A 14,597-nucleotide genomic window follows, 5' to 3' on the forward strand; every position below is an offset into this window, starting at 1 on the left:
ATCAGCTTGGTGGGATTTTAGCTTTTTATGAGCTTATAATTCCCACCTCCAACAGCAATCTCAATACAAAGCAATTAAATCGCCAAACCCAACCTCAATCCCAAGACAGCATGGAGAAACATTAAACAAAGCGCTGTACTCCCCAAGTAAGCGTGAACTGTGCGTAAAGTACCTTTATCTTTACCAAAACCAAAAAACGCGAGCGCTCCATTTACTAGCAATAACAGTAGTACAATCGATCCAGTCCAAAAATGAGGACTCTTCAATATTGGTTGTTGTTGCATTACCAACGATAGCAAGCCACCAGTATAACCAGCTGCCATAAAGCCAAACATCCAAGGCGCTAGAGTACGGTGAGATATCAAATTTTCAACTGCAACGTCCTTATCTGCAACTATTCTTCCTCGCCACCCCGCAAATCCAACAAAACTACCCATCACAAACACGACAATTCCCATCATTAAGGGATGTCCCCAATGCACGATTGGTTCTGGAATGCCCAAACTACGAAACCAAGCTGCGATCGGTTCCAATAGCTCTCTCAGATTATCCATTAGTTTTCTACCCTTTTGCTTTGTGCAGCAGTGGAAACCCTAACGCTTCCCGCTGCTGAATGTACAGTTGAGCCACTTTTCTTGCCAAATGCCGAATTCTGCCAATATAACGAGTCCGCTCCGTAACAGAAATCACTCCCCTAGCATCTAGTAGGTTAAAAGTGTGAGAACACTTCAAAATATAATCCAAGCTAGGTAAAACTAATGCTCTTTGAGTCAGTTGTTCTGCTTCCTGCTCGTACATGTTAAACAACGTCAGCAACATTTCGGGGTTTGAGGCTTCAAAGTTATACGTACACTGCTCGATTTCCCCTTGGAGATGAACGTCTCCGTATGTGATGTTGTCAGTCCATTTCAGTTTTGTAAATGCCTCTACTCCCTGGAGGTACATTGCTAGTCGTTCCAAGCCGTAGGTAATTTCAATTGAAACAGGACGACAATCAATCCCACCGCACTGTTGAAAGTAGGTAAATTGAGTAATTTCCATCCCATCCAGCCAAACTTCCCAACCAGTACCCCAAGCACCGACAGTCGCGTCTTCCCAGTTATCTTCTACAAAGCGAATATCATGATCTTCTGGGTGAATACCCAAAGCTCTTAAGGAATCGAGATATATGCCTTGAATATTCTCAGGAGAAGGTTTAATCAATACTTGATATTGATAATAGTGTTGAAAGCGATTAGGATTCTCTCCGTATCGTCCGTCTGTAGGACGGCGACAAGGTTCCACATAAGCGACTGACCAATGTTCAGGTCCCAACGCTCTTAGAAAAGTATGGGGATTTTTCGTACCTGCACCTTTCTCCGTGTCATAGGGTTGGGCAATCAAGCAACCGCGATCGCCCCAAAACTTATTTAGTACAGCAATCACTGATTGAAAGTTCACAAGTCTCGTTCCTCAGCAGCACAATGCATATGTCATTGTCGCTTAAACTATGTGAAATCAGCAGTCTGGGGCGAGCGAAAATATTTTTCTGCCAAGTAGTTGACAAAGATGGAAGAGGGTTGCTAGATTAGTAAAGCGCCACAAGAGAGGCAAGCCAATAGGCGAGCGCTGGAGAGGGCGACCGAACCTAGAAAAGAGTATAGTTTGAAAGCGCCAACAAGCACAAGAGGTTGGTGTCGAATTAAGAGAAGATAATTGAGTTAAGGAAAAAAACGGAGAGTTTGATCCTGGCTCAGGATGAACGCTGGCGGTATGCTTAACACATGCAAGTCGAACGGAGCTTTTCGGAGCTTAGTGGCGGACGGGTGAGTAACGCGTGAGAATCTGCCTTTTGGACCGGGACAACTGCTGGAAACGGCAGCTAAGACCGGATGTGCCCTTGGGTGAAATATTCATAGCCAAAAGAGGAGCTCGCGACCGATTAGCTAGTTGGTGGGGTAAGAGCCTACCAAGGCTGCGATCGGTAGCCGGTTTGAGAGGACGACCGGCCACACTGGGACTGAGACACGGCCCAGACTCCTACGGGAGGCAGCAGTGGGGAATTTTCCGCAATGGGCGAAAGCCTGACGGAGCAATACCGCGTGAGGGAGGAAGGCTCTTGGGTCGTAAACCTCTTTTCTCAGGGAAGAAGCAATGACGGTACCTGAGGAATCAGCATCGGCTAACTCCGTGCCAGCAGCCGCGGTAATACGGAGGATGCAAGCGTTATCCGGAATGATTGGGCGTAAAGCGTCCGCAGGTGGCACATCAAGTCTGCTGTCAAAGCCCCCAGCTTAACTGGGAAGAGGCGGTGGAAACTGGTGAGCTAGAGAGCAATAGGGGTAGAGGGAATTCCCGGTGTAGCGGTGAAATGCGTAGAGATCGGGAAGAACACCAGTGGCGAAAGCGCTCTACTAGGTTGCAACTGACACTGAGGGACGAAAGCTAGGGGAGCGAATGGGATTAGATACCCCAGTAGTCCTAGCCGTAAACGATGGATACTAGGCGTTTCTCGTATCGACCCGAGGAGTGCCGGAGCCAACGCGTTAAGTATCCCGCCTGGGGAGTACGCACGCAAGTGTGAAACTCAAAGGAATTGACGGGGGCCCGCACAAGCGGTGGAGTATGTGGTTTAATTCGATGCAACGCGAAGAACCTTACCAGGGCTTGACATGTCTGGAACCCGTGGGAAACTATGGGGTGCCGAAAGGAGCCAGAACACAGGTGGTGCATGGCTGTCGTCAGCTCGTGTCGTGAGATGTTGGGTTAAGTCCCGCAACGAGCGCAACCCTCGTGTTTAGTTGCCATCATTCAGTTGGGCACTCTAGACAGACTGCCGGTGACAAACCGGAGGAAGGTGGGGATGACGTCAAGTCAGCATGCCCCTTACGTCCTGGGCGACACACGTACTACAATGCTACGGACAACGGGAAGCCAACCAGCGATGGGGAGCAAAGCCCAGCAAACCGTAGCTCAGTTCAGATCGCAGGCTGCAACTCGCCTGCGTGAAGGCGGAATCGCTAGTAATCGCCGGTCAGCCATACGGCGGTGAATACGTTCCCGGGCCTTGTACACACCGCCCGTCACACCATGGAAGTTGGCCACGCCCGAAGTCATTACTCTAACCATTCGTGGAGGAGGATGCCGAAGGCAGGGCTGATGACTGGGGTGAAGTCGTAACAAGGTAGCCGTACCGGAAGGTGTGGCTGGATCACCTCCTTTACAGGGAGACCAACTTCAGTAACCAGTAGAGAGTGACCGGTGCCGATTGTATCGGCAAAGGCACTAACACCAAGCTGGAAACTGAGGACATCCCGAGGTCGGACGACACTGACAAAACAGCTCGAGTGCAGCAACGCTTTCAAACTAGAACTGGTTCGGTAGGAGCGGTACCACCAGTAGGGGCTATTAGCTCAGGTGGTTAGAGCGCACCCCTGATAAGGGTGAGGTCCCTGGTTCGAGTCCAGGATGGCCCACCTCAAAGAACTGAGAATTTCCAGTTCGAGATTCAAAAAAATTGAAACAAGCAATTGGTCAAGTCAAATCCAGTGGGATGTGATAGACTAGTCAAGTTGAGTAAAATTCAGCACTGTCTGCGAGTGGAGACAACTGCTGGAAATTCTCCAGCGAGCACCTTGAAAACTGCATAGAGATAAGAGAAATAGTCAGGTAGAAAACCAAGTATTTGCGAAATAACTGGTCAAGCGAAATACAGCTGACGGTGGATACCTAGACACGCAGAGGCGAAGAAGGACGTGGCGACCGACGAAAAGCTTCGGGGAGCTGGCAGCAAGCACTGAGCCGAAGATATCCGAATGGGGCAACCCCCTTGTACAGCCTGTTGAATCCATAGACAGGTATGAGCCAACCCAGCCAACTGAAACATCTTAGTAGCTGGAGGAAAAGAAATCAAACGAGATTCTCCCAGTAGTGGTGAGCGAAAGGAGAACAGCCTAAACCAGAGTACAAGTATTCTGGGGTAGTGGGACAGCGAGATGGAAGCACTAGACTAGACGAAACGATTGACAAATCGTACCAAAGAGGGTGATAGTCCCGTAGTCGAAAGTTGAAGTGCTACTAGCTGAATCCCGAGTAGCTAGGGACACGGGAAATCCCTAGTGAATCAGCCGAGACCACTCGGTAAGGCTAAATACTACTGCGTGAGCGATAGAGCAACAGTACCGCGAGGGAAAGGTGAAAAGAACCCCGATAAGGGGAGTGAAATAGAACATGAAACCGTCAGTTGACAAGCAGTGGAAGGATGATTCAACGTCCGACCGCGTGCCTGTTGAAGAATGAGCCGGCGAGTTATAGTCACTGGTATGGCGAATAGCCACAGCGAAAGCGAGTCTGAAGTGGGCGAATTATCAGTGTATATAGACCCGAACCTGGGTGATCTAACCATGGCCAGGATGAAGCTTGGGTAACACCAAGTGGAGGTCCGCACCGACCGATGTTGAAAAATCGGCGGATGAGCTGTGGTTAGGGGTGAAATGCCAATCGAACCCAGAGCTAGCTGGTTCTCCCCGAAATGTGTTGAGGCGCAGCGGTAAGTGATAATTGCTGGGGGTAAAGCACTGTTTCGGTGCGGGCGGCCTCAAGCTGTACCAAATCGAGACAAACTCAGAATACCAGCAACAATCTTACTAGTGAGACGGTGGGGGATAAGCTTCATCGTCAAGAGGGAAACAGCCCAGACCGCCAGCTAAGGTCCCCAAATCAAAGTTAAGTGGCAAAGGAGGTGGGAGTGCACAGACAACCAGGAGGTTTGCCTAGAAGCAGCCATCCTTGAAAGAGTGCGTAATAGCTCACTGGTCAAGCGCTCCTGCGCCGAAAATGAACGGGACTAAACTTTGTACCGAAGCTGCGGACTTGTAGCGATACAAGTGGTAGGGGAGCGTTCTGCGATAGGGTGAAGCACTAGCGGCAAGCAGGTGTGGACGAAGCAGAAGTGAGAATGTCGGCTTGAGTAGCGCAAATATTGGTGAGAATCCAATACCCCGAAACCCTAAGGGTTCCTCCACAAGGCTCGTCCGTGGAGGGTTAGTCAGGACCTAAGGCGAGGCCGAACGGCGTAGTCGATGGACAACGGGCGAACAATCCCGTACTGAAGATTAGTTGTGCAGAGGGACGGAGAAGGCACGCACCAGCCAGATGTTGGTTACTGGCGCAATTAACCGAGGCATCGAGAAGCGGCGAAAACGCTTCGAGCTGGGGTTAAGAGACCGAGGGTCTACGGACCCGAAGTGGTAGCGGTCAAGCTTCCAAGAAAAGCTCTAAACACGTTAACTAATCGTCACCTGTACCCAAAACCGACACAGGTAGGGAGGTAGAGAATACTAAGGGGCGCGAGATAACTCTCTCTAAGGAACTCGGCAACATGGCCCCGTAACTTCGGAAGAAGGGGTGCCTACGCAAGTAGGTCGCAGTGAAGAGATCCAGGCGACTGTTTACCAAAAACACAGGTCTCCGCAAAGTCAATAGACGAGGTATGGGGGCTGACGCCTGCCCAGTGCCGGAAGGTTAAGGAAGTCGGTCAGGGCCTTGAGCCTAAAGCTGGCGACCGAAGCCCCGGTGAACGGCGGCCGTAACTATAACGGTCCTAAGGTAGCGAAATTCCTTGTCGGGTAAGTTCCGACCCGCACGAAAGGCGTAACGATCTGGATGGTGTCTCAGAGAGAGACTCGGCGAAATAGGAATGTCTGTGAAGATACGGACTACCTGCACCTGGACAGAAAGACCCTATGAAGCTTTACTGTAGCCTGGAATGGTGTTCGGGCTTTGCTTGCGCAGAATAGGTGGGAGGCAATGATTCACTCCTTGTGGGGAGTGAGGAGCCGCAATGTGAGATACCACTCTGGCGAGGCTAGAATTCTAACCCGCGACCGTTATCCGGTCGGGGAACAGTTTCAGGTGGGCAGTTTGACTGGGGCGGTCGCCTCCTAAAGTGTAACGGAGGCGCGCAAAGGTTCCCTCAGGCTGGTTGGAAATCAGCCGCAGAGTGTAAAGGCAAAAGGGAGCTTGACTGCAAGAGTGACAACTCGCGCAGGGTGGAAACACGGCCTTAGTGATCCGACGGTAGTGAGTGGAAGCGCCGTCGCTCAACGGATAAAAGTTACTCTAGGGATAACAGGCTGATCTCCCCCAAGAGTCCACATCGACGGGGAGGTTTGGCACCTCGATGTCGGCTCATCGCAACCTGGGGCGGAAGTACGTCCCAAGGGTTGGGCTGTTCGCCCATTAAAGCGGTACGTGAGCTGGGTTCAGAACGTCGTGAGACAGTTCGGTCCATATCCGGTGCAGGCGTTAGAGTATTGCGAGGAGCCTTCCTTAGTACGAGAGGACCGGGAAGGACGAACCGCTGGTGTACCAGTTATCGTGCCAACGGTAAACGCTGGGTAGCCAAGTTCGGAGCGGATAACCGCTGAAAGCATCTAAGTGGGAAGCCCACCTCCAGATGAGTACTCTCATGAATTAAATTCAGTAAGGTCACCCACAGAACATGGGTTGATAGGTCAGTGGTGGAAGCGTGGTAACACGTGCAGCCGACTGATACTAACAGACCGAGGGCTTGACCACAACCAAATCATTGGCGGACTTGACAATTTTCTCTTTCTATGCAGTCTTCAGGGTGAACTCCACCCGACAGCTTTCCTGGTGCGCATGGCGTTGTGGACCCACTCTGATTCCATCCCGAACTCAGGTGTGAAACGCGACTGCGGCGACGATACTCTGGGGGTCGCCCCACGGGACAATAGCTCCGCGCCAGGTCGATTTTTCAATCGAAGCCTCTCTAGGAATAGAGGGGCTTTTGCTATTTATCTAGAGATATTTTTATAACTACTTATATTTTAGAGAGCGCATCAAAATTATACCAATAATCAATCCAATCCCATGCATCCAATAGCTAAGATTAGAAGGATTTATACTGCTATGAATGCTTAAATTACCAAAACCATAAAATAGCTGTTGAATAAACCACCAATACAAATAAAAGGATGCTGGTATTTTCAGGGGAATAAATATAATTAGTAAGGGTAATATAGTATCAATTTTAGTTTTAGGAAACTTGTAGAGATAAGCTCCTAAAACTCCCACAGTCGCACCATTCGAGCCAATTAAAGGTAAGTTGAGTGTAGGCTCAACTAAAATCTGCAATCCAAAGGTTAAAACGCCACACAGTAAATAAAAATATAAAAACTTGAGATGTCCTAATAAGTTCTCTAAAGTTTTGCCAAATACTAATAAAAATAGTGAATTACCGATTAAATGGCTGAAACTACTATGCAAGAATAGTCCTTGAACTAGGGACAACTGAAGTAAAAGCCAAGCTATCCAAGCAGCAGGATTCAAGGTAGTAAAAGCTGCTGTCGTGACATAAAATATTTTTGTTGGAGTCACTCCCCAACTATTAATGATATGGCTTAGTTCTCCTTTAACATCGAGTTTCCATTCCCAGATAAATAAAACAATATTTATACCTATTATTAAATAGACAACAACTGGTTGCCTACCGCTAGGAATGCGATTGCTAATTGGAATCATAGTAGTTGGGGTAAAAACTCATTCTTTTGTCAGACATCGATTGGGCAGACAGAGGGCAGAATAGACGTAAATACTAGAATAGGAAAAAGGTATCGTCAGCATACATTGCCGAAGTAGAGAAACACGCACTGCGCTCACAGTGACATGGAGAAATGACAGAAAAGTTAGGTAAATTTGTTCGATTTGAAGAGAATGAGAGCGATCGCGCAGGTCGATCGAAGAATATGATTTAATAGAATTTTTTTCTTTCTCATTTTTAACTTATAATCCCATCACCGCACGATAGCGAACCTCAATATCTGTCACAGTTTTAGATTGGCGCTGGCTACTCCATTGGCTGCGATGAAATAGTTTTTGTCGTAGTTCGTCAATATCAATAGTTGTTAACTTCCCACCACTCACAATTTGTTTGCCATTTACCCAGACACTATCAACAACCTGAGTTGGACGACCTAATATTAGTAAACCAATTGGATCGGTACGAGGTAGGAGCGATAAATTAGTCAAATTATAAACTACTAGATCGGCTTTTTTTCCTACTGTTAAGGTTCCTATTGTATCTGAAACATTTAGTCCTTTTGCCCCGCCGCAAGATGCCATTTCTACTGCTTGACGGGGTGTAATCCAGTGACGATAATCTGGATCGGTAACAGTGTGTAGAATTGAACCAATTTTGATTGCTTCTAGCAAATCTTGCGAATCGTTACTCGCAGAACCATCGCAACCAAAACTCACGTTTATTCCTGCTTGACGGTATTTTAAAATAGGGGCGATGCCGCTACCTAAACGTAGGTTACTTAAGGGATTGTGAACTACAGTTGATTTCGTTTTGGCAAGGATAGCAATGTCGTCGTCATCCAACCATACACAATGGGCTAAAGAAGTGCGATCGTTCAAATAGCCAATTTGTTTTAAGTGTTCTACAGCACTGCAATCGTACTTTTCTCGTGCTAATTTTTGCTGGGCTTTGGTTTCGAGTAAGTGAGAATGACGACAGAGATTGTAGCGATCGCTCAATTCAATACACCCTGTAAATAAAGCATCAGAACATAGTTGAATTCCTGTAGGGGCGACGAGTAGATTAATTCCTTCCTCTGGGCGGTGGAATTGAGTCACAACGTCCTTCATCATTGCCAATATCTCATTTGTAGAACGAAAGAAAGCTTCTTTTTCTACTTCCTTCCCTCCAGTTGGTATTCCCGCAGTCAAAGCTTCATCTTGAATTAGGGGCGCAACGAAAGCCCGAATGCCAATTTCACGATAAGCCCTCACTGCCGCTGCTACAGTTTCAATTTCCTTTCCTGGGATCAAAACTAAGTGATCGACAACGCTAGTCCCTCCTGAAAGTAGGGTTTCCACTGCCGTACCCAAAGCACTGAGATAGACTTGTTCGGGATCGAGGGGGGCAAAATCGTACAGTTCGGCAAGCCACAACTCTAAAGGTACGGGAGGAATCATCCCCCGTTGCCACATTTCAGAAGAATGCGTGTGAGCGTTAAAAAAACCAGGTAGGAGTAACTTATTTTTACCATCGATCGCCGTGCCGTTTATAGGTAATTGGGGAGCAATAGCAGCAATGCGATCGTTTTCTATCTGCACGTCTACTGTTGTGTAACCGTCTTCAACCGGAATTAAGGCTTGTTGAATCGTATAACTCACAAACTTATCCTTAAATATCAACAAATATAAAATCTTGTTATTTAGTGTGACACCAATTCTGTAAAAAAGATTTCTACTCAGAGTACAAAGTCACTGAATAATAATCTTGCATATAGAGGCGTGCGATGCATCGATCGAACCGCATCTGGACAAACATTTATGCACGCCGACTCCCGACTCCCAACTCCCCTCTAATATGAACCACCTAACAACTCTAGGAATACCACCCAACGCCTGGGCAGTCAATGAAGCGATCGCAGATATCACTCGTCCGCCTCTAGACACAAAAATTATTACCCTACTAACTCAAACCAAAACTCTACGCCTCGACTTGGCAAAGTCTGCCATTCTAGTTATAGATATGCAAAATGATTTCTGTCATCCCGATGGCTGGCTGGCACATATTGGCGTAGATGTGACTCCCGCCCGCAGCCCGATTTCACCGCTAAAATCTTTACTGCCAGTTTTGCGGCAAATTGATGTCCCTGTCCTCTGGATCAACTGGGGCAATCGTGCCGATTTAGTTAATATTAGTGCTGGTTCGCGCCACGTTTACAACCCCACAGGTACGGGAGTCGGGTTAGGCGACCCTCTCCCTACCAACGGTGCTAAGGTACTAACGGCTGGAAGTTGGGCGGCGGCGGTAGTAGATGAGTTAGAACAACTTCCCCAAGATATCCGCGTCGATAAGTACCGCATGAGTGGTTTTTGGGATACTCCCTTAGATAGTATTTTGCGTAATTTGGGCAGAACGACGCTATTTTTTGCAGGCGTAAATGTCGATCAATGCGTCATGGCAACATTACAAGATGCTAATTTTTTAGGCTACGACTGCGTGTTAGTCGAAGACTGTACCGCTACCACATCCCCAGAATATTGCTGGCTGGCAACTTTATACAACGTTAAGCAATGCTTTGGTTTTGTCACCGATTCCCAAGCTATCGTGGAAGCAATTAAAGATACAGTGACTAGTGACCAGTGACCAGTTATCAGTTACGTCTCGCCTCTTGCCTATTACCAACTACTAATTACCACGTATGAATACAAATCGTTGTGTAATTCCCGTTATTAAGTCTCCCCAAGACTACCAAGCCTTTCGGATTAGCCCTCAAGATACCAACAGATTGGCGCTTGTCTTTGACACGGCAACTGCTAACAAGTCACTGACGATGTGTGTAGAAATTTTTGATGTGGATGGCAAGACTCCTCCTAATCGACACCGACGGGCAGTAGAAATGTTTTTTATCCTCAAAGGCGAAGGACGAGCAATGTGTGATGGGAAAACGGTTTCTATCCAAGCCGGAGATAGCATTTTAGTCCCTGCTACGGGAACTCATATCATAGAAAATACTGGTTCGACTCGGTTGTATGCCCTGTGTATCATGGTTCCAAACGAAGACTTTGCCGAACTAATCCGTAGCGGTACGCCTGTAGAGCTGGATGAGGAGGATATTTCCGTGTTGCGTCGCTTACCTGCACCAGTTTTATGTTAGCAGTGCGCCCGAAAAAAACTGTTTCGATGCTGACGCGCGATCGCGTGCGGTTGGATGCAGATGTCTACTATCCTGATGCTGAAGGTGAATTTCCCGTATTATTAATGCGTCAACCCTATGGTAGAGCGATCGCGTCTACTGTAGTCTATGCCCATCCAACTTGGTATGCTGCCCGTGGATATATTGTCGTAATCCAAGACGTGCGAGGGCGAGGCACATCAGAGGGAGAATTTAAGTTATTTGTCCATGAAATTGAAGATGGTGAAGATACGGTAAATTGGGCAGCAAATTTACCTGGTAGTAATGGCAAAGTTGGGATGTATGGCTTTTCTTATCAGGGAATGACGCAGTTGTATGCTGCTGCTGCCAAGCCTCCTGCTTTAAAAACAATTTGCCCGGCGATGGTTGCCTATAACCTTTACAGCGACTGGGTATACGAGGGTGGGGCTTTTTGCTTGCAAACGAATTTGGGCTGGGCAATTCAACTCGCTGCCGAATCCGCCAGGATACAGGGTGATGTTGCGGCACATTACACTCTCTACGCTGCGGCTCAAGATATATCTGTCTACGATCGCGTTCCTAGCTTAAACGAGTGCCTGCGTAAATTCGCGCCTAATGCCTTTTATCACGAGTGGTTGGAACATTCTCAAGATGATGACTACTGGCAGGAAATTTCGCCTCAGTGCTACTTGCAACATGTCGATCTACCGATGTTTCATATTGGCGGCTGGTTTGATACTTACCTGCGCGGGACGCTGCGTTTGTACAAAGATATGGCAGAACGGAGTCAATATCGTCAGCAATTGCTCGTGGGACCTTGGGCGCATTTACCTTGGTCGCGCAAAGTCGGTGCAGTTGATTACGGGCTGGAAGCTGTCAGTCCCGTAGATGAGATGCAAGTTCGTTGGTTCGATCTGTTTTTAAAGGGTTTGGATACAGGCTTAGAAGCAGAGTCACCAATTCGTTGGTTTGAGATGGGAGCTAATATGTGGCACACTTTACCCATAATAAGCAAATCAAACCAGAAATCGTATTTTTTGTCAAGCACTGGATTGGCAAGTATTCGGGAAGACTCAGGGATGCTAAGCGAATCTTGTCCCGAATCCTATGCTTCAGATGTCTTCGTTCACGACCCTTGGCGACCCGTGCCAGCGTTGGGAGGTCATGCAGTCGTACCCGCAGGATCGTTTGAGCGATCGCAAATTGACTGTCGTACCGACGTTTTGACTTATACTACTGCACCCTTAGTGACAGATTTGCATTTGGCGGGGGAAGTGATGGCAGAGATTTGGTGCAGTGCCGATACACCCAGTCATGACTTGTGTGCGGTGGTTTCTGAGGTACACCCGAATGGGAGTGTCTATAACCTGACTCAGGGTTACATTCACGTTCCGTCAGGGCAAGATCGACCTTTAAAAATGTCTCTGCAAGCGACATGTGTGTGTATTAGAAAGGGGAATGCTTTGCGGTTGAGTTTGAGTGCGGCTTGTTTTCCGGCTTATCCGATGAATCCTGGTACGGGTTCGCCTTTGGGTAGCACGCGGTTGATGGATGCTCAAGTTGTGACTTTGAGGGTTGAGTGTGGTGGCGATCGCGCTTCTAGGTTGTTGTTGCCAGTTGTGGATCTTGGTTGAAATGTCACGCAAAGACGCAAAGACGCAAAGTAAGGGCGCAAAAGGTATTTTGGTTGTGATGCAAGGTTGTTAAAACCAAAGTCGTGTTTTTTGCATTTCTATTGTTACTTCTGGTTCAATATCCGTACTCCCAAGGTAGCGGGTTGGGGGAGAGATGGGGCGATTTTTTGCATTGGTTGATAGCCATGATGCTGCTACTAAACAGATGTGGACAATTGAGTAAGTAATGATGAGTTCCATGTTTCGTTTAGTCAGAGTGGTAGTAGCGTTGCTCGATCCAAATTCGCATTTCTGCCTCGGAACTGAGACTAGTAGATTTACGGGTTTTTGGATCGAATGCTTGCCAGTAAGCGTTACCATTACGGTCTTTTTTGCGCCAAACTTGTAATTCATGACTGCGAGTTAAAGCCTGAATTAATTTTTCAATAATTGCCTTGAAACTCTCAATAAGCAATAAAGATATTTTTGTTTTTTGCGTAGGTAAAACTGAAGTTTTCATCATAATAAACCTGGCGATCGTATTTATTTGCAGCAAAATTCACGGGCAATTTTCTATATTTTTGCCTTTTGACTTTTGCCTTTCGACTTGCTTACATATAGTTTTATCCACACCCGTTAAATCTGATAAGGTACGGATTCAGATATTTTTAATAGAACAGTTGACTCGATCTAAAACTGTTCTAGGTAAATAAAGTCAAAGTGTACCATCACAGATTCAGATGAATCATTTATCATATTCAAACAGGCTGAATTCTCATCTTTAAAAAGGATTGCATTGTGAGAATTCCTATTGAAAGACACTCATCTACGGCTGTTTATCTCCAGATCTGCGATCGCATCCGTCATTTGATTGAAACTGGTGCATTGCGATCGGGGGATAAACTTCCTTCCATTCGCACCTTGTCTGCTAGTACGCGGGTAAATAAGCTTACCGTCATCGAGGCTTACAATGTCTTGGCAGCAGAAGGACTGGTAGAAGCCCGTCAAGGATCTGGCTACTTTGTCTGTCCGGCAAAAATCGATCGCGTCGAGTCAAAGCACCAATTTGCGCCACCCCAAGACACGATTGTTCTAGAACAACCCCCCCTACCACCACGAATTGAAGAATTCCAGGGCGGTTCGTCTTTCAATCTCTACATGAAATCGGTGCAAGCCCGTCAGCAACCAGGGACGATCGATCTTAGTAGCGGTTTTTCTTTAGCTTCTGGATTGGACGATTTACCGCGTGTTGCCCGACGCGCTGTGAAGCAAATATCGGGTAGTTTATTTAACTACGACTTACCTCAAGGACAGTTCGTACTACGGCAACAAATTGCGCGGCTATTGGTACAGCAGCACGGTTTAAATGTTACGGCAGACAATTTAATTATTACTAACGGTTCCAAACAAGGAATATTGTTAGCCGTACATCACTATGTCAAACCTGGTGATTGGGTGTTGGTTGAAAGCCCCACCTGGTACGGTATGCTATCCCTGCTGTACAACATGGGTGCAAGGGTCATTGGTATACCAATGACACCCGAAGGTATAAATTTGGAGTTGTTGGAAAAAAATCTTTATACTTACCGTCCCAAGCTGATATTTACCGTTAGCACTTTACACAATCCTACAGGTCTTACCACTTCCTTAGATCATCGCCGTCAATTGTTGGCATTAGCCGAAAAATATGATTGTGTCGTACTAGAAGATAATGCTTATGAAGGACTGAATTTTGAACCCGTGCCAGTGCCAATTAAAGCATTAGATACAAGCGATCGCGTCATCTACGCTGGTACGTTTTCTAAAACCATCATGCCAGGTATCCGCGTCGGCTATCTCGTTGTCACTGGAGAAGATTATCAGCCTTTGGTAGAGCGTAAATTGCACTACGATATCCACGTATCTACAGTTTCCCAAGCTATTGTCAGCGAGTATTTAGCATCTGGACATTATCGCCACCATTTAGCACATTTGCAAGCCGTCCATCTGCAAAGTCGCAATGCCATGCTAAATGCCATGCAGCGTCACTATCCTCCTGCTACTTATTGGACGATTCCCAAAGGTGGAACCTTCTTGTGGGTGCAAATGCCTGCCCACTTACCACTAGCAGAAATTTGTCAAAAAGCGTTAGCTAGAGGTGTATTCGTTGCCGAAGGAACGCCATTTTTCCCAGGCGGACAGCAAAGCTATCCTGCTTTGCGGTTGAATTTCACCCTTTTACCAGAACAAATCGAGCAAGGCATCGCCATTCTAGGAGAAATCTTGCAGAAGTACGTTTAGTCAAAATCAAATGTAGAATGGGCAATCC

The 14,597-nt window shown here is 47.0% G+C and carries 9 protein-coding genes, 1 tRNA gene and 3 rRNA genes; 8 read left to right on the forward strand and 5 right to left on the reverse strand.

The features are described from left to right. Positions 1-74: 74 nt before the first annotated feature. Complete coding sequence (locus CHRO_RS24195) at positions 75-554, reverse strand: DUF4079 domain-containing protein (RefSeq protein WP_015156859.1); 480 nt, start codon at positions 552-554, stop codon at positions 75-77. Between the two features lie 7 nt (positions 555-561). After that, positions 562-1,440, reverse strand: a complete 879-nt coding sequence (gene glyQ, locus CHRO_RS24200; RefSeq protein WP_015156860.1) for a glycine--tRNA ligase subunit alpha — start codon at positions 1,438-1,440, stop codon at positions 562-564. A gap of 269 nt (positions 1,441-1,709) precedes the next feature. Here glyQ and CHRO_RS24205 point away from each other — a divergent pair. The 4 genes from CHRO_RS24205 to rrf all read left to right on the forward strand — a co-directional run bounded on the left by CHRO_RS24205 (position 1,710) and on the right by rrf (position 6,750). Continuing rightward, positions 1,710-3,201 (forward strand): 16S ribosomal RNA (locus CHRO_RS24205). Positions 3,202-3,381: 180 nt separating this feature from the next. Beyond that, positions 3,382-3,455 (forward strand) — tRNA-Ile (locus CHRO_RS24210). A 222-nt stretch (positions 3,456-3,677) separates the two neighbouring features. After that, a 23S ribosomal RNA gene (locus tag CHRO_RS24215) occupies positions 3,678-6,558 on the forward strand. A 74-nt stretch (positions 6,559-6,632) separates the two neighbouring features. Continuing rightward, a 5S ribosomal RNA gene (gene rrf / locus CHRO_RS24220) occupies positions 6,633-6,750 on the forward strand. Together the 16S, 23S and 5S rRNA genes with 1 tRNA gene alongside form the textbook arrangement of a ribosomal RNA operon. A gap of 69 nt (positions 6,751-6,819) precedes the next feature. Here rrf and CHRO_RS24225 read toward each other — a convergent pair. Both CHRO_RS24225 and CHRO_RS24230 read right to left on the reverse strand, forming a co-directional pair. Next, entirely contained in the window at positions 6,820-7,524 is a 705-nt protein-coding gene (locus CHRO_RS24225) for a rhomboid family intramembrane serine protease (protein ID WP_015156861.1), read from the reverse strand. A gap of 261 nt (positions 7,525-7,785) precedes the next feature. Next, positions 7,786-9,183 carry an amidohydrolase gene (locus CHRO_RS24230; protein ID WP_015156862.1) on the reverse strand — a complete coding sequence of 466 codons (1,398 nt, stop codon included), beginning with the start codon at positions 9,181-9,183 and terminating at the stop codon, positions 7,786-7,788. Between the two features lie 196 nt (positions 9,184-9,379). Between CHRO_RS24230 and CHRO_RS24235 the strand changes: the two genes are divergently transcribed. The 3 genes from CHRO_RS24235 to CHRO_RS24245 are packed head-to-tail and all read left to right on the forward strand — an operon-like array spanning position 9,380 to position 12,310. Next, the gene (locus CHRO_RS24235) at positions 9,380-10,165 is read left to right on the forward strand and encodes a cysteine hydrolase family protein (RefSeq protein ID WP_015156863.1); all 786 of its coding nucleotides are present in this window, start codon (positions 9,380-9,382) and stop codon (positions 10,163-10,165) included. 55 nt (positions 10,166-10,220) lie between these two features. Continuing rightward, positions 10,221-10,676 (forward strand): cupin domain-containing protein, encoded by a 456-nt coding sequence (locus CHRO_RS24240; protein ID WP_015156864.1) that lies wholly within the window; start codon positions 10,221-10,223, stop codon positions 10,674-10,676. Further along, complete coding sequence (locus CHRO_RS24245) at positions 10,670-12,310, forward strand: CocE/NonD family hydrolase (RefSeq protein WP_015156865.1); 1,641 nt, start codon at positions 10,670-10,672, stop codon at positions 12,308-12,310. Before CHRO_RS24240 ends, CHRO_RS24245 begins: the two co-directional genes overlap by 7 nt. 247 nt (positions 12,311-12,557) lie before the next feature. On the opposite strand, the gene CHRO_RS24250 is transcribed toward CHRO_RS24245, so the two are convergent. Further along, a complete protein-coding gene (locus CHRO_RS24250) occupies positions 12,558-12,812 on the reverse strand; it encodes a hypothetical protein (RefSeq protein ID WP_015156867.1) in 255 nt (84 codons plus the stop codon). A 275-nt stretch (positions 12,813-13,087) separates the two neighbouring features. Here CHRO_RS24250 and CHRO_RS24255 point away from each other — a divergent pair, with 275 nt between their 5' ends. Next, on the forward strand, positions 13,088-14,569 hold the full coding sequence (locus CHRO_RS24255) for an aminotransferase-like domain-containing protein (RefSeq protein WP_015156868.1): 1,482 nt from the start codon (positions 13,088-13,090) through the stop codon (positions 14,567-14,569). Positions 14,570-14,597: the final 28 nt, after the last annotated feature.

It is taken from the genome of Chroococcidiopsis thermalis PCC 7203 (assembly GCF_000317125.1).
Lineage (GTDB): Bacteria > Cyanobacteriota > Cyanobacteriia > Cyanobacteriales > Chroococcidiopsidaceae > Chroococcidiopsis > Chroococcidiopsis thermalis.

Excerpts from the sequence above, each read along its gene's own strand:
- CHRO_RS24195 (WP_015156859.1), bottom strand. The coding sequence starts at position 554 with ATGGATAATCTGAGAGAGCTATTGGAACCGATCGCAGCTTGGTTTCGT.
- CHRO_RS24225 (WP_015156861.1), bottom strand. The coding sequence starts at position 7,524 with ATGATTCCAATTAGCAATCGCATTCCTAGCGGTAGGCAACCAGTTGTT.
- CHRO_RS24235 (WP_015156863.1), top strand. The coding sequence starts at position 9,380 with ATGAACCACCTAACAACTCTAGGAATACCACCCAACGCCTGGGCAGTC.
- CHRO_RS24240 (WP_015156864.1), top strand. The coding sequence starts at position 10,221 with ATGAATACAAATCGTTGTGTAATTCCCGTTATTAAGTCTCCCCAAGAC.
- CHRO_RS24245 (WP_015156865.1), top strand. The coding sequence starts at position 10,670 with ATGTTAGCAGTGCGCCCGAAAAAAACTGTTTCGATGCTGACGCGCGAT.
- CHRO_RS24250 (WP_015156867.1), bottom strand. The coding sequence starts at position 12,812 with ATGATGAAAACTTCAGTTTTACCTACGCAAAAAACAAAAATATCTTTA.